Origin of the sequence: Actinomadura opuntiae (assembly GCF_030283205.1) — a bacterium.
GTDB lineage: Bacteria > Actinomycetota > Actinomycetes > Streptosporangiales > Streptosporangiaceae > Spirillospora.
Genome location: NZ_JASNWF010000032.1, coordinates 51204 through 69998 on the forward strand (window position 1 = coordinate 51204; position 18795 = coordinate 69998).

Genomic DNA, 18795 nt, shown 5'->3' on the forward strand with positions numbered 1-18795 from the left:
ATCCGGTGGGGAGTCTATTCCTTTATCACGACCGGTGGGTACTTCTGGGCCGGTTCCGTTTTGGACCGGTCCCGACCCACCGGCGCCGCGATCAGCCGGGGTTGATCGCGTGGTGCATCGCCGCGACCCCGAAGGTGAGGTCGCGCCAGCGCACCTTCGTCCAGCCCGCGTCCTGGACGAGCCGCGCCAGCCCCGCCTGGTCGGGCCAGGCGAGCGTCGACTCGGCGAGGTAGCGGTAGGAGTCGGGGTTGGAGCTGACCCGGGCCAGCAGCGGCAGCCCGTGCCTGAGGTGCATCTTGTGGCCGAGCGCCAGCAGCGCGTTCGGCGGATGGCTGACCTCGCAGATCAGCAGCCGCCCGCCGGGCTTGGCCACCCGCCGCAGCTCGCGCAGCGCCCGGCCGGTGTCGGCGACGTTGCGCAGCCCGAAGGAGATCGTCACGGCGTCGAACGAGCCGTCCTTGAACGGCAGCCGCAGGGCGTCGCCCGCCGCGAAGCTCAGCCGCGGCACGCCCGCCTGCCGGCGCACCCCCACCCGGAGCATGCCGAGGGAGAAGTCGCAGGCCACGGTCTGCGCGCCCGCCTCGGCGAACGGCACCGAGGACGTCCCGGTCCCGGCCGCGAGGTCGAGGATCCGCTCGCCCGGCCGCGCGTCCAGCGCCCGGACGGCCTCCCGCCGCCAGCGCCGGTCCTGCCCGCCGGTCATCAGCGTGTTCAGCAGGTCGTACCGCTCGGCGGTGCCGTCGAACATCGCCGCCACGTCGGCGGGCTTCTTATCCAAGGAGGCGCGGGTCATGGACCTCAGCCTATTGCCGCCCCGCCCGCGCCGGAGAGGGCGCCCATGCGGGTCGATGCCGGACGGTGCGCGCTAGGCGTCTTCCTTGGTCTGCGCGCGCTGGAACCTGGCGCGCTGGGAGCTCAGGCCGGAGGTCACCGCGGCCGACATCCGGTCCCGCTGGTTCGACAGCAGCACGAAGCTGACGATGCCGCTGATCAGCAGCGACAGCATCAGGAGCAGGAACCCGCGGGCCCCGAACAGCGCGAGCACCCCGGCGGTGGCCACGAAGATCGCCAGCCGCGCGGCGGTGTAAAGCAGTACGGAACGCATGACCCTCCGAGAGTACCCCCGGTGGTGTTGACCCAGGGGAGCGACCCCCTGGAATCCCCGCCAACGGTGGGGCGGGTCAGCGCAGGACGTCGAGGAAGAGTGCGGGGTCCACGTTGCCGCCGGAGAGGATCGAGACGTAGGTGTCGGCGGCCGGCAGTTCGTCGCGGTGGTAGAGGTAGGCGGCGGTGGCGACGGCGCCGGCGGGTTCGGCGATCAGGCGGGCCTCACGGGCGAGGCGGCGCATGGTGCGGCGGATGTCGTCCTCGGTGACGGTGACGATGCCGTCGACGTACGCCTGCATGTGCGCGAACGGCAGGTCGCCGACGCGCTGGACGCGCAGGGCGTCGGCGATGGTGCGGCCGGTCTTCTCGGCGTCCCAGGTGACGGGGCGGCCCTCGCGGAGCGAGTCGCGGGCGTCGGCGGCCAGCTCGGGCTCGACGCCGATCACCTTGGCCTCGGGGCGCAGCGCCTTCACGGCGGTGGCGACGCCGGAGATCAGTCCGCCGCCGCTGACCGGGACGAGCACGACGTCCACGTCCGGGCGGTCCTGGACGATCTCCAGCCCGGCGGTGCCCTGACCGGCGATGATCCGGGCGTCGTCGTAGGGCGGGACGAGGGTGAAGCCGTGCGCGGCGGCGAGCTTCGCCGCGGTCTCCTCGCGCGCCTGCGAGGTGGGCTCGACGTAGACGATCTCGGCGCCGAGCGCCATGCAGGCGTCCACCTTCACGCCGGGGGTGGTGTGCGGCATGACCAGGACGGCGGGGATGCCGAGCGCGCGGGCGGTGTAGGCGACGGCCTGGGCGTGGTTGCCGCTGGAGTGCGTGACGACGCCGCGCTCGCGCTGCTCCTCGGGCAGGGACGCGATGGTTGCGTACGCACCGCGCAGCTTGAACGCGCCGATCGGCTGCAGGGACTCGGCCTTCACCAGCAGGGCTCCGTCGCCGGCGCCGGGGAAGGGGACGAGCGGCGTGCGCAGCGCGACGCCGGCGAGGCGTTCGGCGGCGCGCTCGATCTCCGGCAGCGAAACAAGATCGGACATGGTCCCGAGCGTATTGGGTCCGCCGCGGCGGACCGTTCACGCGGCTGTCAGGACGGCGTTGCGGGCGTGACACGGCAGGTCAAGTGTGGTGTGAGAGCCCCCGGAGACCGGGGTGGCGAGCACCGACCGTCATCCCTGCTGCTCGGGTCACTACGCAGCGTGATGTTTTGCGAAAACAAGGGAGAAATCGGTCTTGACCCGCCACACTGTTAAACAGTCCACCCGCGCCGAGAGCGGGACAAAGGGGGAGAGAAAACGTGGAGAGCACGAGCGAGCGCCTGCTGACCCCAGGGGAAGTCGCCGCCCTCTTCCGGGTCGATCCGAAGACGGTCACCCGGTGGGCCGCGGCCGGCCGGATCAGCAGCATCCGGACTCCCGGCGGACACCGCCGGTTCCGGGAGTCCGAGGTCCACGCGCTGCTGCGCGGCGAGGAACCGGTCGCCGAGCACTCGGTCCACTGACCCCGGCGTAAGCCGACCGGGGGATGCGGGGTGTCGTCCCCCCTCGAACGACACTGACCCCGGCGTAAGCCGACCGGGGGATGCGGGGTGTCGTCCCCTCGAACGGCACCGGCTCCGGAGCGCCGCCCGGATCGGTGCGCGCGGGCGGTCCGTCCGGCCCGGGTCCGCGCGATCGGCACGGCTACTCCTCCGCCTCGCCGGCCCGCCATTCCTCGAACCGGCGCGCCAGCTCGGCGTCCTCGTCCCGCCAGCGGCGCCGCCTGTCCGCCAGCTCCTGCTCGGTCAGCGACCGGGCGAGGAGCCGGTCGTAGTCGGGGTCGCCGGGGCCGATCTCCACGTAGGCGTCGGCGATGATCCGCCCGCCCCGCTCCCGGTCCGCGTCCGGACCGTCGTCGTCCCCGGGACGGTCGTCGTCGGAGCCGGCGAGGACGCTGTGGGGCACCCGGAGCGTGCCGTCGGGGAGCCGGATCACGTACATCGTCGATCACCCTCGGAGTCCATCGCCTTCGCCGGCATCGCGGTGTCCTAGATGCCGTATCTGCGGTTGAAGAAGAGCATGACTTCCAGTGCCGTCCTGATGTTGCCGGCGAGCATATCCACCAGCGCCGGGCGCTGCCGGGAGGAGATCGCCGAGAACGCGTCGGCGAAGAACTCGCGCCGGCCGAGCGCGTCGGGCTGCTTGTGGAAGTCGCTGGCCAGGTGCGGGCGGCACAGCTCGTACAGCTCCCGGAAGGCGGGGCTGTCGGAGGTCCACCCGCCGCCCTCGCCGTCGATGTCGTCGAGCGCGTGCCCGACCTCGTGCAGCATCACGTCCGGGGTCGGCGACGGCCGGTCCCCCACGATGATCTTGCGGTCGCCGTAGGCGCCGGCGCAGATGTCCCAGGTCGCGCGGCCGGACGGCAGCGGACGGTCGCGCAGGTGGCCCATGTCGTCCAGCTGCGGGACGCCGCCCGGCCCGACGTAGATGCCGTCCAGGCCGCCCGCGAGCTTCTCCTTGAGCGGCTCGGGCAGCGACGCCAGGCTGTCGACGGCCCGGATCACCTCGGGGGTCGGCGGGCCCTGCCGCGCGTCCCACTGCCGGTACAGCACGCTCTCCAGCACCCCGCAGTGCCGCCGGCCGTCGGCGGCGTGCGGCATGCCCGGCGGGTGCGGCTCGGCGCGCAGGGCGTCGTCGAGCTCGAAGTCGCTCCACGCGTAGTCGCCGGCGCGCGGACGGCCCGCGCCGCGCCGCCCGTACCGTCCGGTGCGCGGCTCGGCGGTGTCCGGGCCGTCGGCGCCGGGGGCGAGCGCGAAGTCGTCGTCGCGGCCCGCCTTGCGGAACCGGCCGAACCTGTCGCGGGGCTGGTTGCTGCGCGGCCGCACGTGCCCGGGCTCGGGGCGCTGCCCCGCGTCCGGCGGCGACGGCGCGTACGCGGCGTCGTCCCTGCGGACCGCCGCGCCCCGGGAGGCCTCCCGATTCCTCAGCTCCCGGGGCTTTCGGTGGACGCCTTTGAAGCGCATCGGGCTCCTCTGTCAGCGGGGCCCGCGGTGTCGCCGAGCGAGTGGGCCCCCGAGGCAGGGTAAGCCGGAACCCGACACGGCGTCATCCCCGCGAGTCACCGCGAATCGGGCGGGCGCGGATGTGCGAGGACCGCGGCGCCCGCCGAAACGGTGGCCGCGGTCCCCGATGACTGCTCGGACCGTGCTCAGGCGTAGGAGTGCATGCCCGAGAACATGTAGTTGACGCCGAAGAAGTTGAACAGCAGGCAGGCGAAGCCGACCAGCGACAGGATCGCCGCCTTGCGGCCCTTCCAGCCGGCGGTCGCGCGCGCGTGCAGGTAGGCGGCGTAGACGATCCAGGTGACGAAGGACCAGACCTCCTTGGGGTCCCAGCCCCAGTAGCGGCCCCACGCCTGGTCGGCCCAGATGGCGCCCATGATGATGGCGGCCGTCCAGATCGGGAAGGCGAACATCGTCACCCGCATCGACAGCCGGTCCAGGTCCTCGGCGGACGGGATGCGCGACAGCACCCCGGTGCCGGCGCCGGCCGCGCCGCCCTCCGCGCGGGTCTTCAGCAGGTACAGGATCGTCGCGGCGCCCGCCACGGTGAACGAGCCGGTCGCGATGATCGCGGCGGTGACGTGGATCGCGATCCAGTAGGAGTTGAGCGCCGGGCTGACCGGGCCCGCCGAGTCGTACAGCCAGATGTTGTCGACGCCGAGCGCGATGACCACGGCGGCCATCACGAACGCGCCGAGGAAGCGGGCGTTGTACCGCAGCGCCACGACCATGAACGCGGTCACGGCGGCGAACGACAGGGCCGTCATGAACTCGTACATGTTGCCCCACGGCCAGCGGTGCACCGCCATGCCGCGGGTCACCAGGATGCCGAGGTGCGACGCCCAGCCGAGCACGTTCAGCACGATCGCCAGCCGCGCCCAGTCGGTCCGCCGGCGCTCGGGCTCGTCGTCCTCGCCGGCCTCCCCTGCGGCGGCGGCCTTGGCCGGGGCCTCCTCGACGGTCTCGGCGCCGGCCGCGCCGACGAGGACCTTCGCCTCGGCCCTCTCGCCGTCGGCGACCGCCGCGGAGCGGCGGCCGAAGCCGAGATCGGCCGCGTAGGCCACCAGCGCCACGATGTACAGCACCACGGTGGTCAGCATGAGCTTGTCGCTCAGGTTCGCGAGGTCGGCGTTGCTCACCTCGTCACTCCTTCGGTTCGGTTGCCGACCCGGAACCCCGATCGGCGCCTGGTTCCGCTTCGGACCCGTTCTGTTCCGGCCCGGTGCCGTCCCGCCCGGTGCCGCCGTCGTCCCGCGCGGCGTCGTCCGGTCCGGTGTCCCGTCCGGCCTCGTCCTGCCGTGATCCGCTCTCGTCCTGCCCGGAGGTCTCCGGCCCGTCGCCCGCGCCGCCGGGGCCGCGCAGGGCGGTCACGATGTCGTCGAACTCCGAGGTCGGGTTCCCGAGGGTGAGCCCGCCGACCTCCACCACCGTACGCCCGCCCTTCCCGGCGCCCGCACGGACCCACACCCTGCGCCGCCGGACGAGGAACGAGGTCGCCACGCCCAGCACCGCCAGCACCGCCGCGATCAGCGCGGGGATGCGCCCGGGGTCGTGGTTGACCGACAGGGTCGCGTACTCCGCCATCCCGTCGAACGTGATCGAGCCCGCGTTGCCCGGGAGCTTGAAGGTCTCCCCCGGCTCCAGCAGCTTCTCCCCGCCCTTGATCGGCTGGAGGGTCTTGCCGATGCCCTCCAGCTTGTACACCGACTGCGGGGTGCCGGAGTCCAGGCCGAGGTCGCCCTTGAACGACGACAGCGTGATGACCGGGCGCAGCGCGCCGGGGAACGCCGAGACGATCTGCTTGCCGTCCGGGCTGGCGACCGCCGTCGGCCACAGGATCGCGTAGAAGGCGAGCTGGTCGGGCTCGGCGTCGGGGACCTTGATGACGCCCTCGGACGTCAGGTTGCGCGGCTCCATCTCCAGGAACGGGACGGTGTCCTGGAAGGCGACGTTCCCCTTGGCGTCCTTCACGGTGAACTTCGGCGCGTAGCCGTGCCCGAGCAGGTACACCTTCGTGCCGCCGACCTTCAGCGGATGGTTGATCCGCAGGTCGTACTTCTCGTCCTTGCCGGACGGCTTGTCGCGGTAGTGGATCCAGGCGTCGAACGCCGTGGCCTGCCCGCGCTTGTCGCCCTCCAGCTCGTACTTGGCCTTGAAGTCGTCCAGGCCGATGGTGAACGGGGCGAGGTCGCCGTCGTCGAAGAGCCGTCCCGGGGTGAACTCGTCGTACTGGCCGAGCGAGTTGGCGAACGTCTTGCCCTCGGTGATCAGCACGCTGCCGCGGTAGCCGAACATGTTGCCCGCGCCGAGCGCGAAGAGCAGCCCGAGCAGCGCCAGGTGGAAGACGAGGTTGCCGGTCTCGCCCAGGTAGCCCTTCTCCGCGGACGCGGCGCCGCCCGACACGTCCACCCGGAACCGGCGCCCGCGCAGCACCTTGCGGGCCTCGGCGAGGACGTCCTCGGGCGCGTCGTCGGTCTCGTACGTCACCGACTGCGGCAGCCGGTCCAGGTTGCGGGGCGCCGCCGGGGGGCGGGCACGCATCGACTGGTAGTGCTTCACCGCGCGCGGGATGACGCAGCCCGCCAGCGACACGAACAGCAGGATGTAGATCGCCGCGAACCAGGGCGCGGCGAACACGTCGAACATCGACAGCTTGTCGAGGACCGGGCCGATCGTCTTGTGGTCGGCGAGGTAGGCCGCGACCTTCTCCGGGGCCTGGCCGCGCTGCGGCAGCGCAGACCCGGGCACCGCGCCCAGCGCCACCAGGAACAGCAGGATCAGCGCCGTGCGCATGGTGGTGAGCTGCCGCCAGCCCCACCGCAGCCAGCCCAGGGGGCCGATGCCCCGGGGCCGCGGCACCTCCTCGGGGGCCTGCCGCGCGGCGGGCGCCTGGGTGCCCGTTTCGATGTCCTTGATGTCGCTCATATCAATGCCTCTGCCGATCCGTCGGCATCAGAGAACCGGCTCGAAGCCGCTGATCCACGACTTCAGCTCGATGTTCAGGTCGCCCCACAGGCCGCTCACCAGCAGCACCCCGATGAGGACGAGCATGCCCCCGCCGATCCGCATGACGAGGGGGTAGTGCCGCTTCACCGCGCCGAAGGCGCCGAGCGCGCGGCGGTAGGCGACCGCCGTCACCACGAACGGCACCCCGAGGCCGACACAGTACGCCAGCGACAGCAGCGCGCCGCGGGTGGCGCTCGCCTCGCTGATCGCCAGCGACTGGACGGCGCCGAGCGTCGGCCCGATGCACGGCGTCCAGCCGAGCGCGAACAGCGCACCGAGCAGCGGCGCCCCGGCCAGGCCCGCCGAGGGCAGCCGGCCCGACTTCATCGTCCGCTGCAGGCCCGGGATCAGGCCCATGAAGGCCAGCCCGAAGACGATCGTGACGGCGCCGAGCACCCGGGTGATCTGGTCCTGGTACTCCAGCAGCCACCGGCCGAGCCCGCCGAAGGCCACGCCGTAGCTGACGAACACGACGGTGAAGCCCGCGACGAACAGCAGCACGCCGGACAGCAGCCGGCCGCGGCGCTGCTCGGCGAGGTCCGCGCCCGTCATCCCCGTCACGTACGACAGGTAGCCGGGGACGAGCGGCAGCACGCACGGCGACAGGAACGACACGAGCCCGGCGAGCGCCGCCAGCGGCGCCGCCGCCACCAGCGACCCGCTCGTCACCGTCTCGTCAACGTTCACCGCGCCGCGCTCATTTTTCCGCGAGCACCTTCGTCACCAGCGAGTTCAGCTTGGAGTAGGTGGTCGCGCCGATGACGCGCGCGGCGATCTTCCCCTGCCGGTCCAGGACGAGGGTGCTCGGGATCGCGCTCGGCGGCACCTCCCGGAACGCCAGCGTCACCTGGCCGTCCCCGTCGAACAGGCTCGGGTAGGTGACCTTGAACTTGCGCTCGAACGCCTTGGCGTTGTCCTTGGAGTCCTTGAAGTTGACGCCGAGGAACTCCACGCCCTTGGCCTTGTTCGCGGTGTAGATCTGCTCCAGCGACGGCGCCTCGCCGCGGCAGGGCGCGCACCACGACGCCCAGAAGTTGACGACCGCGACCTTGCCCTTGAGCGAGTCGAGCTTGAACGACTGCCCGTCGAGCGTCTGGCCGGCGACCTCCTGCAGGGTCTTGCGCTGCCCCGGCTGGTACTGCGTGACGTTCCCGTCGCCCGAGATGAACCGGTTGTCGTTGCCGTCCGGGCCGCTCTTGGCCGAACCGGTTCCCGCGCAGCCGGCGAGCAGCCCGCAGAGCGCGACGGCAGCGGCGGCGGCGCGCGCGTGGGAGATTCGGGGGCTCAACGGACCCTCCTACTACTACAGGACGTAGTACACAACCTAGCGGTGCCGTCAGGCACCCGCGACACTGGGGCCCTTCGCGATCCCGTCGGCGGGCTCGCGGTACCCGACCCCGACCAGCCGGCTGCCCTCGAACGTGAGGCTGGTCACGCTGGCCAGCGCGCACTCCCGCCGGTTCGGGTGGTGCCAGAGCCGGCGGTGCTCGGCGTGCAGCCGCAGGATCCAGATCGGCAGCTGGTGGCTGACGCACACCGCCTCGTGGCCGCGCGCCGCCTCCCGCGCCCGGACCACCGCCGCGCGCATCCGCGCCGCCATCTGCCGGTACGGCTCGCCCCACGACGGCCGGAACGGGTTCACCAGGTAGCGCCAGTGCTCGGGGCGGCGCAGCGAGCCCGGCCCCACCCCGAAGGTCAGGCCCTCGAAGTGGTTCTCGGCCTCGATCAGCCGATCGTCCACCGTCACGGGCAGGTCGAACGAGTCGGCCAGCGGCGCGGCGGTCTCCAGCGCCCGCTGCATCGGCGAGGAGAACAGCGCGGTGACGTCCCGGTCGGCGAACCATTTCGCTGCGGCCTTGGCCATGAGGACGCCGTCCTCGCTGAGCCGGTAGCCGGGCAGCCGCCCGTACAGGACGCCTTCGGGATTGTGCACCTCACCGTGCCGCAGCAGGTGAACGATCGTCGTGTCAGTCATGGCCCGATCAGGCTACCCGCGCTGCCCGTCCAACCCGTCCACGGCCCGCGCCCCCGCGGACCGGACGTAGGCGGTGATGCGGGCGGCGACCCGGTCGAGGTCGGCTTTGGCGATCTTCGTGCCGTTCGTCGCCTGGACGAACCAGTAGGTGAGCGCGGCGTCGCACATGTCGGCGCGCGCGGCGGGCGCCAGGCAGGTGACGGGCGAGGGCAGCCCGTTGGACCCCATCGTGACGAGGGTCACCATCACGTACGGCGACGGTGGCGGCTGCTCGGTCGGCTGTTCGGTCGCCAGCGCCAGCCGCAGCGCCGGCGCCCCCGTCGGGACGTCCTGCCGGTCGTGCACGGCGGACGTGCAGGGGCCGAAGTTCCGCTTCGCCTTCGCGGCCTCCGGTGAGTCCGGGAAGTACTTGCAGACCTGGTCGGCGATGTTGCCGATGGATCCCTGCCAGTTCTGCGATATCCGGAGCGTCTTCGAGTCGCCGATCGTGGTGTAGCCGGCGTTCGCGCCCGTCGATCCGGAGCACCCTGTCGAGGCCGGGCCGATCAGGTGGCGGCCCTCGCCGAGGCTGTAGACGGCCGCGTCCTTCGGCAGCTTCACCTGCTCGGGCAGGCGGACCTGCGCTGGGCCGGGCGACGGCGTGACCTTGTTGCCGAGCCCGTCGGTGGTGGGGCAGTCCCGGACGGACGCCACGGCCGCGACGGGCCGGGTGACCGTGGGACGCGGCGCCGGGTCGTCCTTGGTGATCTGCTGGACGGCGATGGCACCGGCGCCGACGACCACGGCCGTTCCGGCGGCGGCCGTGGCGATGCCGCCCGCGCCGCCGAAGAACGCCTTGATCGCGCTCGCCGCGCCGGCCTTGCCCGCGGCGTTGCTCGCGGCGCTCTGGCCGATGGCCTGGCCGGCCGCGTGCGCGGCGCCCGGCGCGGCGGCGGTGCCGGCCGCGGACGCGGCGCCCGGGACGACCCATGCGGCCAGCGGGAACAGCGCCGCGAGCGCGACGGCGGACGCGGCGAGCGCGCGGACGCCGCGCGTCTCCCAGTCCGGCCCGTACGCCTCGAGGGCCGTCCGTTCCAGGTCGTCGACGAACGCGGCGGCGCTCGGCGGACGGTCGGCGGGGTCCTTGGCCATGCCCCGCGCGACGAGGGGGCGGAGGGGTTCGGGGACGGCCTCGACCGGGACGGCGCCCGTGCGGTGGGCCCGCATCAGCTCGGCGCGGTTCCCGCTGAACGGCCGGTCGCCGCTGACGCACTCGACGAACACGCAGGTTGCGGAGTACACGTCCGACGCGGGCGTGGCGGTGTGCCGGTCCCACTGCTCGGGCGCCATGTAGTACGGGGTTCCGGCGCCGCCGGCCTCCTGCCCGGCCGGGGTCGCGATGCCGAAGTCGACCAGCCGGCTGCGCCCGTCCGCCGGGACGACGACGTTCGCGGGCTTGTAGTCGCGGTGCACGACGCCGAGGGCGTGGGCGGCGGCGAGGCCGAGCAGCGAGCCCTTCAGCACCGACAGCGACGCCTCGGGTCCGAGCGCGCCGTGCCGGGCGAGGAGCTCCCTGAGGGACACCCCGTCGACGGCCTCCATGATGATCGCGGCGCCCTCGGGGCCCTCGACGAGCCGGAAGAGGCGGGCGACGTGCGGGCTCTCGGCGCGCCCGAGCATCCGGGCCTCGCGGCGGAGCCGCTCCCGCTCGTCCTCGCCCGCGGCCGCGTCCAGGTACTTGATCGCGACCGGGGTGCCGGACCGCTCGTGCCGGGCGAGCACGACGCGTCCCTGGGCGCCCGCGCCCAGCTCCCGCACCTCGGCGTACCCCTCGATCCGCCACCCGCTCATCGCCGCCTCCCACCAAGATCGCGAAGAAGGTACCGAATCGCGGGCGGCGCGGCGAACCGTCCCGGGGCGGGGGCGTCAGGCGGCGCGCTGGACGGTGCCGGGGACGCCGGCGCGCAGCGCGGTGACGGCGGCGCGGATCGCCGGGCGGCGCGCGGCCTCCTCGCGCCAGACCGCGTACACGCGGCGGGTCAGCGGCTCGGCCAGCGGGACGATCGCGACGTCCGGCGGCACGTCGCAGCGGCCGAGCCGGGGCAGGATCGCGTTGCCGAGCCCGGCGGCGACCAGGGCGAGCTGGGTGGCGAACTCGTAGGCCATGTGCTCGATGCGGGGCTCGCTGTCGGTGGCGCGCAGGGTGCGCAGCAGCCAGTCGCAGCAGATGCTGTCGGGCACCGAGCTGATCCACGGGTCGCCCGCCAGCTCCTTCAGCTCGATGCTGTCGCGGCCGGCGAGCGGGTGGCCGGCGGGCAGCGCGACGTCGGCGACGTCGTCGCAGATGGCGCCCTTGTGCAGGCCCTCGGGCAGCGGCAGCGGCTCGTTGTTCCAGTCCTGGACGACGGCCATGTCGAGGTCGCCGCGCACGACGAGGGGCATGCTGTGCAGGGGGTCCTCCTCGCGGACCAGGACGCGCAGCTCGGGATGCTCGGCGCGCAGCAGCGGCAGCGTCTGCGGCATCAGCCCGCGGACGGCGGTGGGGAACGCGGCGACGGTGAGCTGCCCGACGACCGAGCCGCGGTGCGCCTCCAGGTCGGCCTGGGCCTGCTCGACGAGGGAGAGGATCCGCTCGGCGTGCCCGACGAGCAGCTCGGCGGCGTCGGTGAGCCGGACGCCGCGGCCGTTGCGCTCGAGCAGCTTCTGGCCGGTCTCCCGCTCCAGCTTGGCGAGCTGCTGGGAGACGGCGGAGGTGGTGACGTGCAGGACGTCGGCGGCGGCGCTGACCGAGCCGTAGGTGGCGACGGAGTGCAGGGCGCGCAGCCGTTCCAGATCGAGCATGTAGCAATTCTAAAGCGAGATGTCGACAGATTCTAGCTTGTCCTAAAATAAGGGGAGGGCGACGATCGGGGCATGAGACCGCGCCACGTCCTGCTGGCCACGCTGATCGCCGCGATCTGGGGCTTCAACTTCGTCCCGATCAAGGTCGCGCTGGAGGACTTCCCGCCGCTGCTGCTCGCCGCGCTGCGGTTCACCGCCGCCGCGCTGCCCGCGGTGTTCTTCGTCCGGCGCCCGCCGGTCGCCGTCCGCTGGCTGTGGCTGGTCGGGCTCCCGCTGGGCGTCGGGCAGTTCGCGCTGCTGTTCATCGGGATGCGGCTCGGGATGCCCGCCGGGCTGTCGTCGGTGGTGCTCCAGGTCCAGGCGATCTTCACCGCGCTGTTCGCCGGGGTGCTGCTGCGCGAGCGGCTCGGCGCCCGGCAGGTCGCCGGGATGGTCGTCGCGTTCTCCGGCGTCGCTCTGCTCGGCGTCGCGCAGCGGGAGGGCGGGAGTCCGGTCGGGGCGTTCCTGCTGTGCGTCGGCGGGGCGGCGAGCTGGGGGCTGGCGAACGTCGCGATGCGCCGGATGAACCAGGCCACCGCCGAGCCCGTCGACGCGTTCGGGTTCATGGTCTGGATGTCGCTGGTCCCGCCCGTCCCGCTGTTCGCCCTCTCACTGATCTTCGAGGGGCCGGGAGCGGTGCCGGACGCGGCGCACCACCTGTCGGTCGCCGGGGTGAGCTCGCTGGCCTTCATCGCCTACGTCTCGACGCTCGTCGGGTTCGGCGTCTGGGGCTGGCTGATGCGCCGCTACGAGGCCGGCACCGTCGCCATGTACTCGCTGCTCGTCCCGCCGTTCGGGCTGCTGTCCGCCGCGCTGGTCCTCGGCGAGCACGTGGACGGGACGCGCCTCGCCGGCGCCGCGCTCATCATCTGCGGGGTCGCGGCGGGCAGCGTCCGGCTGCGGTTCCGCCCGTCCCGCACGCCCATCCAGGCGGCTCCGCCGGCGGAGCCCGTCCACACGAGGTGAGAGCCATGCACGGAATCAACGCGGCCCTGGTGACGCCGTTCACCCGCTCCGGCGAGGTGGACGCCAAGTCCCTCGAACGGCTCGCCGCGCACTGCCTCGGCAACGGCGCCGCCGGGCTCGTCGCGCTCGGCACCACCGGCGAGGCCGCGCTGCTGACCGCCGAGGAGCGGCGGACGGTGCTGGAGGTGTGCCGCGCCGTCTCGATCGAGCACGGGACGCCGCTGATCGTCGGCGCCGGGACGATGGGCACCGCGGACACGATCCGGGAGGCCCGCGAGCACGCGCCCTTCGCCGACGCGCTGCTCGTCGTCGTCCCGTACTACCTGCGCCCGTCCGACGACGGCGTGATCGACCACTTCGCGGCGGTCGGCGCGGCCGTGGACGTCCCGCTGATCGCCTACAACGTCCCTTACCGGACGGGGAAGGCGCTGTCCGGGGAGACGCTCGTCCGGCTGCTCGGGCTCGACTGCGTCGCCGGGATCAAGCACTGCGCGGGCGCCGTCGACCAGGACACCCTGGAGATGCTCGCGGCGCGGACCGGCAAGGCGGTCCTGTGCGGCGACGACGCCTACATCTACCCGATGCTGCAACTCGGCGCGTCCGGTGGCGTCGCCGCGTCCGCCTGCCTGGCGCCGCGCGCCTACGCGGACATGGCGGACGCGGCCCGGCACGGCAACGCGCCGCGCGGGCTGGCGCTGCACAACGCGCTCCTCCCGCTGGCACGAGCCCTGTTCAGCGAGCCGTCGCCGTCCGTGCTGAAGGCGTGCCTGGCCGACACCGGACTGATCGACGACCCCGCAGTCCGCGCCCCCCTGCACGCCCCGCACCCCGCCCCGGTCACCGAGGCCCTGCGCGCCTTCCGCGCCCTGCCCGACTGATCGCCGGTCAGGACGCGTGGGCCGCTGCGCGGGCGGCGTGCGGGAGGGCGTCGAGGATGCGGCCGATCGCCTCGTCGTCGTGGGCGGCCGACAGGAACCACACCTCGTACGCCGACGGCGGCAGGTAGACGCCGCGGTCGAGCGCCGCGTGGAAGAACGCCGCGTACGCCTTGACGTTCTGGCGCTGCGCGGCGGCGAAGTCGCCGACCTCGCCCTCGGTGAAGAAGATCGAGAACAGGTTGCCCGCGTTCTGCAGCGAGTGCGGGACGCCCTCCTTCGCCAGCGCCTCCGACGCCGCCTTCGACACGATCCCGGCCGCCCGGTCGATCGCCGCGTACACCTCGCCGGTCGCGCCGCGCAGCGTCGCCAGCCCGGCGGCGGTGGCGAGCGGGTTCCCCGACAGGGTGCCCGCCTGGTAGACGGGCCCGGCGGGCGCGAGCCGGTCCATGACCTCGGCGCGGCCGCCGAACGCGGCGGCGGGCAGCCCGCCGCCCATCACCTTCCCGAACGTCACCAGGTCGGCGGCGACGCCCTCGATGCCGAACCAGCCGGACCGCGACGCCCGGAACCCGGTGAGCACCTCGTCCAGCACCAGCAGCGCCCCGTACCGCTCGCAGAGCCGCTTCAGCAGCGCGTTGAAGCCGTTCAGCGGCGGCACGACGCCCATGTTGCACGGCACCGCCTCGGCGATCACGCAGGCGATCTCGTGGCCGTACTCGTGGAACGCCGTCTCCACCGCCGCGACGTCGTTGTAGGGCAGCACGATCGTGTCGGCGGTCGTCGCGCCGGTCACGCCGGGGGTGTCGGGCAGCGCGAACGTCGCCACGCCCGACCCGGCCGCCGCCAGCAGCGAGTCGACGTGCCCGTGGTAGCAGCCCGCGAACTTCACGATCTTCGAGCGGGAGGTGAAGCCGCGCGCCAGCCGGATCGCCGACATCGTCGCCTCGGTCCCCGAGTTGACCAGCCGGACCTTCTCCACCGACGTCCGCGCGACGATCTCCTCGGCCAGCTCGACCTCGCCTGGCGTCGGCGCGCCGTAGGACGTGCCGCGCGCGGCCGCGTCCTGCACCGCCGCCACCACGTCCGGATGCGCGTGCCCGAGGATCATCGGGCCCCACGAGCAGATCAGGTCGACGTACTCGTTGCCGTCGGCGTCGGTCAGGTAGGGGCCGCGCGCCGAGGCGATGAAGCGCGGCGTCCCGCCCACCGCGCCGAAGGCGCGGACCGGGGAGTTCACGCCGCCGGGGACGAGCCCCTCGGCACGCTCGAACAACTGCTGGGAGCGATCGGTCACAGTCACGTTTCCAGTCTCTCAGTTGCAGTTCGGCGACTGCGCTTGACCTCGCCGGGTACGGGCCGATATTCCACCAAGTACGACATCGGCGCCCGGTCGGGAGGCGCCCGTTATCTTCACCGGCGTCCGCCGTATCGGAGGGATGGCTTTCACCGTGGTCAACGGCTGGACGGTCCCGGGCTTCACCCATGAGCGCGAACTGGGCGACGGCGCCGCGGGCCGGGTGGTGCTGGCGGTCGACGACATGACCAGCACCAAGGTCGCGATCAAGTACCTCGCCGGCGCGCTGCGCGCCGACGAGGCGTTCATGGCGCGCTTCCGCGCGGCCGCGCGCACGCTGTCCCAGCTGGAGGACCCGAACGTCGCCGACTTCTACGACTTCGTGGAGGCCCCCGAGGGCGCCGCGGTCGTCATGCAGTACGTCGACGGCGTCGCGCTGCGCCGGATGCTGGCCGCGCAGGGCCCCACCGGCCCCCTCGCGGCCCTGTCGCTGCTCGGCGGGGTCCTGCTCGGGCTCGCCGCCGCGCACGCCCTGGACGTCGTGCACGGCGCCGTCCGGCCGTCCGCCGTGCTGGTGGACGGGGAGGGCAACGCCCGGCTCACCGACTTCGCGACCGCCCCGGCGGGCGCCGAGGCGCAGCTCGCCCCCGCCTACGCCGCGCCCGAACTGTGGGAGGGGGCGTCCGCGACCGTCGCAACCGACCTGTACGCGGCCACCGCGATCTTCTTCGAGTGCCTGACCGGGCGCCCGCCGTTCGCGGGACGCAACATGGCGCGCCTGCACCGCGAGGCCCCGATCCCCGCCGAGGAGGTCCCCGGCCCGCTGCGCGCGCTCATCGAGCAGGGCCTGGCGAAGGACCCGGAGAGCCGCCCGAAGTCCGCCGCGGACTACCTCGGCGCCCTCGAGGAGGCGGCCGTCTCGGCGTACGGGCCGTCCTGGGAGGCGCAGGGCCGCGGTCGGCTGACCGAGCTGGCGGCGCAGGCCGCGCTGCAGCCCGAGCCGCCCAGGTCCAAGCCGTCCCGCAGCAGCGGCCGCAACCAGGTCATCGCCACCGGGCAGCAGCCGGCGGGCGGCTCCCGGTCCCGCTGGATCGCCGGCGGCGTCGCCGCGCTGGTCGTCGCGGGCGCGGTCGCGGGCGGCGTCGCCTTCGCCAACTCCGGCGGCGACGACGGGCCGCCGCCCACCCCGTCGCCCGCGCAGAGCAGCACGCCGCAGCCGTCCCAGGCGCCCGGCGGCGTCGACCCGGCGCCGCTGGCCGCGCGCATCGTCCAGGCGACCGACCAGGCGCCCGGCGCCCGGTTCGCCTACCGACGGACCGGCTGCTGCGGCGCGCCCGCCGCGGCCCAGGGCGACTTCGGGCTGGTCAAGGGCGCCGAGCCGTCGTACGCCATGAGGATGTGGGGAACCGGCAAGGCCGTCCGCAAGCGGATGCAGGCCGTGGTCGTCGGCGATCGGGTGTACGTGCGGGCGGGCAAGAAGTGGCGGCCCGCGCCGGCCGGCGGCCGCGGCTATCCGGGGCTGGCCGAGCAGGTGCGGCGCGGAAGCTCGGTGTCCGCGGTGACGACGCTGCTGGAGGCGGCGAGCACGCTGAGCAAGGCGGGCGGCGTCTACAAGGGCGAGGCGCCGGTCGCGAAGCTCGCGCAGCGGCCCGGGTCGGGCGCGCTGTACGCGGAGATGGCACGCGCCACCGGCGTCCAGCAGATCAGCTTCGCGGTCAGGCTGGACGGCTCGTACCGGCCCGTCAAGCTCTGGCTGCGAGCCGGGCCGGCGAAGGGCCGCAACCAGATCATCACGACGTCCTACTCCAGCTGGGGCCGCAAGGCCATCAAGCCGCCGCGCTGATCGCACCCGCGGCGGCGGGGGCCGCCGTCAGTCGCAGCTGTCGGCGAGGACCTCCAGGAGCCGCAGCGGGTCGGGCAGCGGCCCGCCCCGCGGCGGCCGCAGCCACCCGGCCTCCTTGCCGGACGCCAGCAGCGACGGCGGGGCGACCACGTAGCTGTCGCGGCAGTGCCACCGCATCCCGGGCGTCTCGGTCACGGTCTCCGGCGAGGTGTCGAGGTGGCACGACCACCACTCGTCCTCGTCGACGGGCGCGCCGCGGGTCGCGACGAAGAACAGGTGCCGCTCGCCCCCCAGGGACGCGACGGGCCCCACCGGCAGGCCCTCGCGGGCGATCCGGTCGAGCGCCGCGGCGCCCGCGGCGGCCGGGACGTCGAAGGCGTCGAAGACCCGGCCGGTCGGCAGGATGATGTTGGCCTGCGGGCGCTGCGCCCACCACCGCCGGATCCGGTCCGGGTCGGCCGAGGCCTGGTGCGCCCACGCCGCCGACACCGGATGCGCCGCCGGGTCCGGGCAGCCGATCCGGTCGCACGAGCACGACCGGTCACCGGCGGCGGGCGGATGCGCGCCGGGAAAGCAGGGCCAGCCCATCGCGGCGTAGTCCAGGGCGGCCGAGGCCATCCGGTCGCGCGCCGCCCGCTGCCGCCTGTTCCCCGAGACCGCCAGCATCTCCGCCCCCCAATACCCAAGGTCGAACGTGGGTTCTTGATAGACGATGATGCCCGCGCCCCCGCACGTCAGACACGGCGCCCCCGCCAAAACGACCCTAAGTAACTACCCGCCCGTGATCATCGGAGCCTTCCTCCGCCGGTCGCACGGGGTTCCCGGGGCCGGTTCCCGGGTCAGCGGAGCTTCTTCGCCACTTCCGTGGCCCAGTAGGTGAGGGTGAGGTCGGCGCCCGCGCGGCGGATCGAGATCAGCGACTCCATGATCGTGCGGTCGCGGTCGATCCAGCCCTTCTCGGCGGCGGCCTCGATCATCGCGTACTCGCCGCTGACCTGGTAGGCGACGACCGGGACGTCCACGGCGTCGCGGACGCGGCGGACGATGTCGAGGTAGGCGCCGGCGGGCTTCACCATCACCATGTCGGCGCCCTCGTCCAGGTCGAGGAAGACCTCGCGGAGCGACTCGTCGGCGTTGGCGGGGTCCTGCTGGTGGGTGGAGCGATCGCCGAACTGGGGGGCGCACTCGGCGGCGTCGCGGAACGGGCCGTAGTACGCGGAGGCGTACTTCACCGAGTACCCCATGATCGCGATGTCGGTGTAGCCGGCCGTGTCGAGCGCCTCGCGGATCACGCCGACCTGGCCGTCCATCATCCCGGACGGCCCGACGACCTGCGCCCCGGCGGCGGCCTGCGCGACGGCGATGGAGGCGTACCGCTCCAGGGTCGCGTCGTTGTCGATCTCGCCGCCGGGGGTGAGGATGCCGCAGTGCCCGTGGTCGGTGTACTCGTCCAGGCACAGGTCCGTCATGACGACGGTGGCGTCGCCGAGGTCGGACGCCAGGTCGCGCAAGGCCAACTGGACGATGCCGCCGGGGTCGTCGGCGGCCGAGCCGGTGCCGTCCTTCACCGCGGGGATCCCGAACAGGATGAGCCCGCCGACGCCGGCCTCGGCCGCCTCGTGCGCGGCCTTGCGGAGGCTGTCGCGGGTGTGCTGCATCACGCCCGGCATGGACGCCACCGGCTGCGGCTCGGTGATGCCCTCCTTGACGAACATCGGCAGCACCAGATCGGCGGGGCTGAGCCGGGTCTCGGCGACCATCCGGCGCAGGGCGGGCGTGCGCCGCAGCCGCCGCGGCCGCGCGACGGGGAACTGAGCAGACATGATCCCT

Annotated in this window: 19 protein-coding genes; 4 read left to right on the forward strand and 15 right to left on the reverse strand. The window is 73.6% G+C overall.

Going from position 1 to position 18795, the window contains the following annotated elements:
- Positions 1–91: 91 nt before the first annotated feature.
- From QP089_RS43970 to QP089_RS43980, 3 genes are all read right to left on the reverse strand, one after another.
- Positions 92–793: a demethylmenaquinone methyltransferase gene (locus QP089_RS43970; RefSeq protein WP_285920518.1), complete on the reverse strand. Its 702-nt coding sequence runs from the start codon at positions 791–793 to the stop codon at positions 92–94.
- 72 nt (positions 794–865) lie between these two features.
- Positions 866–1105, reverse strand: a complete 240-nt coding sequence (locus QP089_RS43975; RefSeq protein WP_285920520.1) for a DUF4229 domain-containing protein — start codon at positions 1103–1105, stop codon at positions 866–868.
- 76 nt (positions 1106–1181) lie between these two features.
- Positions 1182–2144 (reverse strand): threonine ammonia-lyase, encoded by a 963-nt coding sequence (locus QP089_RS43980; protein ID WP_285920521.1) that lies wholly within the window; start codon positions 2142–2144, stop codon positions 1182–1184.
- 257 nt (positions 2145–2401) lie between these two features.
- Between QP089_RS43980 and QP089_RS43985 the strand changes: the two genes are divergently transcribed.
- A complete protein-coding gene (locus tag QP089_RS43985) occupies positions 2402–2605 on the forward strand; it encodes a BldC family transcriptional regulator (RefSeq protein WP_151543245.1) in 204 nt (67 codons plus the stop codon).
- Positions 2606–2786: 181 nt separating this feature from the next.
- On the opposite strand, the gene QP089_RS43990 is transcribed toward QP089_RS43985, so the two are convergent.
- The 9 genes from QP089_RS43990 to QP089_RS44030 all read right to left on the reverse strand — a co-directional run bounded on the left by QP089_RS43990 (position 2787) and on the right by QP089_RS44030 (position 11945).
- The gene (locus QP089_RS43990; RefSeq protein ID WP_285920522.1) at positions 2787–3083 is read right to left on the reverse strand and encodes a hypothetical protein; all 297 of its coding nucleotides are present in this window, start codon (positions 3081–3083) and stop codon (positions 2787–2789) included.
- A 47-nt stretch (positions 3084–3130) separates the two neighbouring features.
- Positions 3131–4105 (reverse strand): hypothetical protein, encoded by a 975-nt coding sequence (locus QP089_RS43995; RefSeq protein ID WP_285920523.1) that lies wholly within the window; start codon positions 4103–4105, stop codon positions 3131–3133.
- Between the two features lie 185 nt (positions 4106–4290).
- Positions 4291–5283: a c-type cytochrome biogenesis protein CcsB gene (gene ccsB, locus QP089_RS44000; protein ID WP_285920524.1), complete on the reverse strand. Its 993-nt coding sequence runs from the start codon at positions 5281–5283 to the stop codon at positions 4291–4293.
- Positions 5284–5287: 4 nt separating this feature from the next.
- Positions 5288–7069, reverse strand: coding sequence for a cytochrome c biogenesis protein ResB (gene resB, locus QP089_RS44005; RefSeq protein ID WP_285920525.1), 1782 nt, complete (start codon positions 7067–7069; stop codon positions 5288–5290).
- A gap of 27 nt (positions 7070–7096) precedes the next feature.
- Complete coding sequence (locus tag QP089_RS44010) at positions 7097–7837, reverse strand: cytochrome c biogenesis CcdA family protein (protein ID WP_285920526.1); 741 nt, start codon at positions 7835–7837, stop codon at positions 7097–7099.
- A gap of 10 nt (positions 7838–7847) precedes the next feature.
- Positions 7848–8438, reverse strand: a complete 591-nt coding sequence (locus QP089_RS44015) for a TlpA family protein disulfide reductase (protein WP_285920527.1) — start codon at positions 8436–8438, stop codon at positions 7848–7850.
- A gap of 48 nt (positions 8439–8486) precedes the next feature.
- The gene (locus tag QP089_RS44020; protein ID WP_285920528.1) at positions 8487–9125 is read right to left on the reverse strand and encodes a histidine phosphatase family protein; all 639 of its coding nucleotides are present in this window, start codon (positions 9123–9125) and stop codon (positions 8487–8489) included.
- Between the two features lie 12 nt (positions 9126–9137).
- On the reverse strand, positions 9138–10955 hold the full coding sequence (locus tag QP089_RS44025) for a serine/threonine-protein kinase (RefSeq protein WP_285920529.1): 1818 nt from the start codon (positions 10953–10955) through the stop codon (positions 9138–9140).
- Between the two features lie 75 nt (positions 10956–11030).
- Positions 11031–11945: a LysR family transcriptional regulator gene (locus tag QP089_RS44030; protein ID WP_285920531.1), complete on the reverse strand. Its 915-nt coding sequence runs from the start codon at positions 11943–11945 to the stop codon at positions 11031–11033.
- 72 nt (positions 11946–12017) lie between these two features.
- On the opposite strand from QP089_RS44030, the gene QP089_RS44035 reads away from it, so the two are divergent.
- Both QP089_RS44035 and QP089_RS44040 read left to right on the forward strand, forming a co-directional pair.
- On the forward strand, positions 12018–12950 hold the full coding sequence (locus QP089_RS44035; protein ID WP_285920532.1) for an EamA family transporter: 933 nt from the start codon (positions 12018–12020) through the stop codon (positions 12948–12950).
- 5 nt (positions 12951–12955) lie between these two features.
- Entirely contained in the window at positions 12956–13828 is an 873-nt protein-coding gene (locus QP089_RS44040) for a 4-hydroxy-tetrahydrodipicolinate synthase family protein (RefSeq protein ID WP_285920533.1), read from the forward strand.
- A gap of 7 nt (positions 13829–13835) precedes the next feature.
- On the opposite strand, the gene hemL is transcribed toward QP089_RS44040, so the two are convergent.
- Entirely contained in the window at positions 13836–15128 is a 1293-nt protein-coding gene (hemL, locus tag QP089_RS44045) for a glutamate-1-semialdehyde 2,1-aminomutase (RefSeq protein ID WP_285920534.1), read from the reverse strand.
- A 136-nt stretch (positions 15129–15264) separates the two neighbouring features.
- On the opposite strand from hemL, the gene QP089_RS44050 reads away from it, so the two are divergent.
- Positions 15265–16965, forward strand: a complete 1701-nt coding sequence (locus QP089_RS44050) for a serine/threonine-protein kinase (protein ID WP_285920535.1) — start codon at positions 15265–15267, stop codon at positions 16963–16965.
- A gap of 27 nt (positions 16966–16992) precedes the next feature.
- On the opposite strand, the gene QP089_RS44055 is transcribed toward QP089_RS44050, so the two are convergent.
- The gene (locus QP089_RS44055; protein ID WP_285920536.1) at positions 16993–17631 is read right to left on the reverse strand and encodes a bifunctional DNA primase/polymerase; all 639 of its coding nucleotides are present in this window, start codon (positions 17629–17631) and stop codon (positions 16993–16995) included.
- Between the two features lie 173 nt (positions 17632–17804).
- Positions 17805–18788, reverse strand: a complete 984-nt coding sequence (hemB, locus tag QP089_RS44060; RefSeq protein ID WP_285920537.1) for a porphobilinogen synthase — start codon at positions 18786–18788, stop codon at positions 17805–17807.
- Positions 18789–18795 lie beyond the last annotated feature (7 nt).

Bases quoted from the DNA above. Each gene is read 5' to 3' on its own strand.
- QP089_RS44020 (WP_285920528.1), bottom strand. From the start codon at position 9,125: ATGACTGACACGACGATCGTTCACCTGCTGCGGCACGGTGAGGTGCAC.
- QP089_RS43970 (WP_285920518.1), bottom strand. From the start codon at position 793: ATGACCCGCGCCTCCTTGGATAAGAAGCCCGCCGACGTGGCGGCGATG.
- QP089_RS44050 (WP_285920535.1), top strand. From the start codon at position 15,265: ATGGCTTTCACCGTGGTCAACGGCTGGACGGTCCCGGGCTTCACCCAT.
- QP089_RS43995 (WP_285920523.1), bottom strand. From the start codon at position 4,105: ATGCGCTTCAAAGGCGTCCACCGAAAGCCCCGGGAGCTGAGGAATCGG.
- QP089_RS44040 (WP_285920533.1), top strand. From the start codon at position 12,956: ATGCACGGAATCAACGCGGCCCTGGTGACGCCGTTCACCCGCTCCGGC.
- QP089_RS44055 (WP_285920536.1), bottom strand. From the start codon at position 17,631: ATGCTGGCGGTCTCGGGGAACAGGCGGCAGCGGGCGGCGCGCGACCGG.
- QP089_RS43990 (WP_285920522.1), bottom strand. From the start codon at position 3,083: ATGTACGTGATCCGGCTCCCCGACGGCACGCTCCGGGTGCCCCACAGC.
- QP089_RS43980 (WP_285920521.1), bottom strand. From the start codon at position 2,144: ATGTCCGATCTTGTTTCGCTGCCGGAGATCGAGCGCGCCGCCGAACGC.
- QP089_RS44035 (WP_285920532.1), top strand. From the start codon at position 12,018: ATGAGACCGCGCCACGTCCTGCTGGCCACGCTGATCGCCGCGATCTGG.
- QP089_RS44030 (WP_285920531.1), bottom strand. From the start codon at position 11,945: ATGCTCGATCTGGAACGGCTGCGCGCCCTGCACTCCGTCGCCACCTAC.
- resB (WP_285920525.1), bottom strand. From the start codon at position 7,069: ATGAGCGACATCAAGGACATCGAAACGGGCACCCAGGCGCCCGCCGCG.
- QP089_RS43975 (WP_285920520.1), bottom strand. From the start codon at position 1,105: ATGCGTTCCGTACTGCTTTACACCGCCGCGCGGCTGGCGATCTTCGTG.
- QP089_RS44025 (WP_285920529.1), bottom strand. From the start codon at position 10,955: ATGAGCGGGTGGCGGATCGAGGGGTACGCCGAGGTGCGGGAGCTGGGC.
- hemB (WP_285920537.1), bottom strand. From the start codon at position 18,788: ATGTCTGCTCAGTTCCCCGTCGCGCGGCCGCGGCGGCTGCGGCGCACG.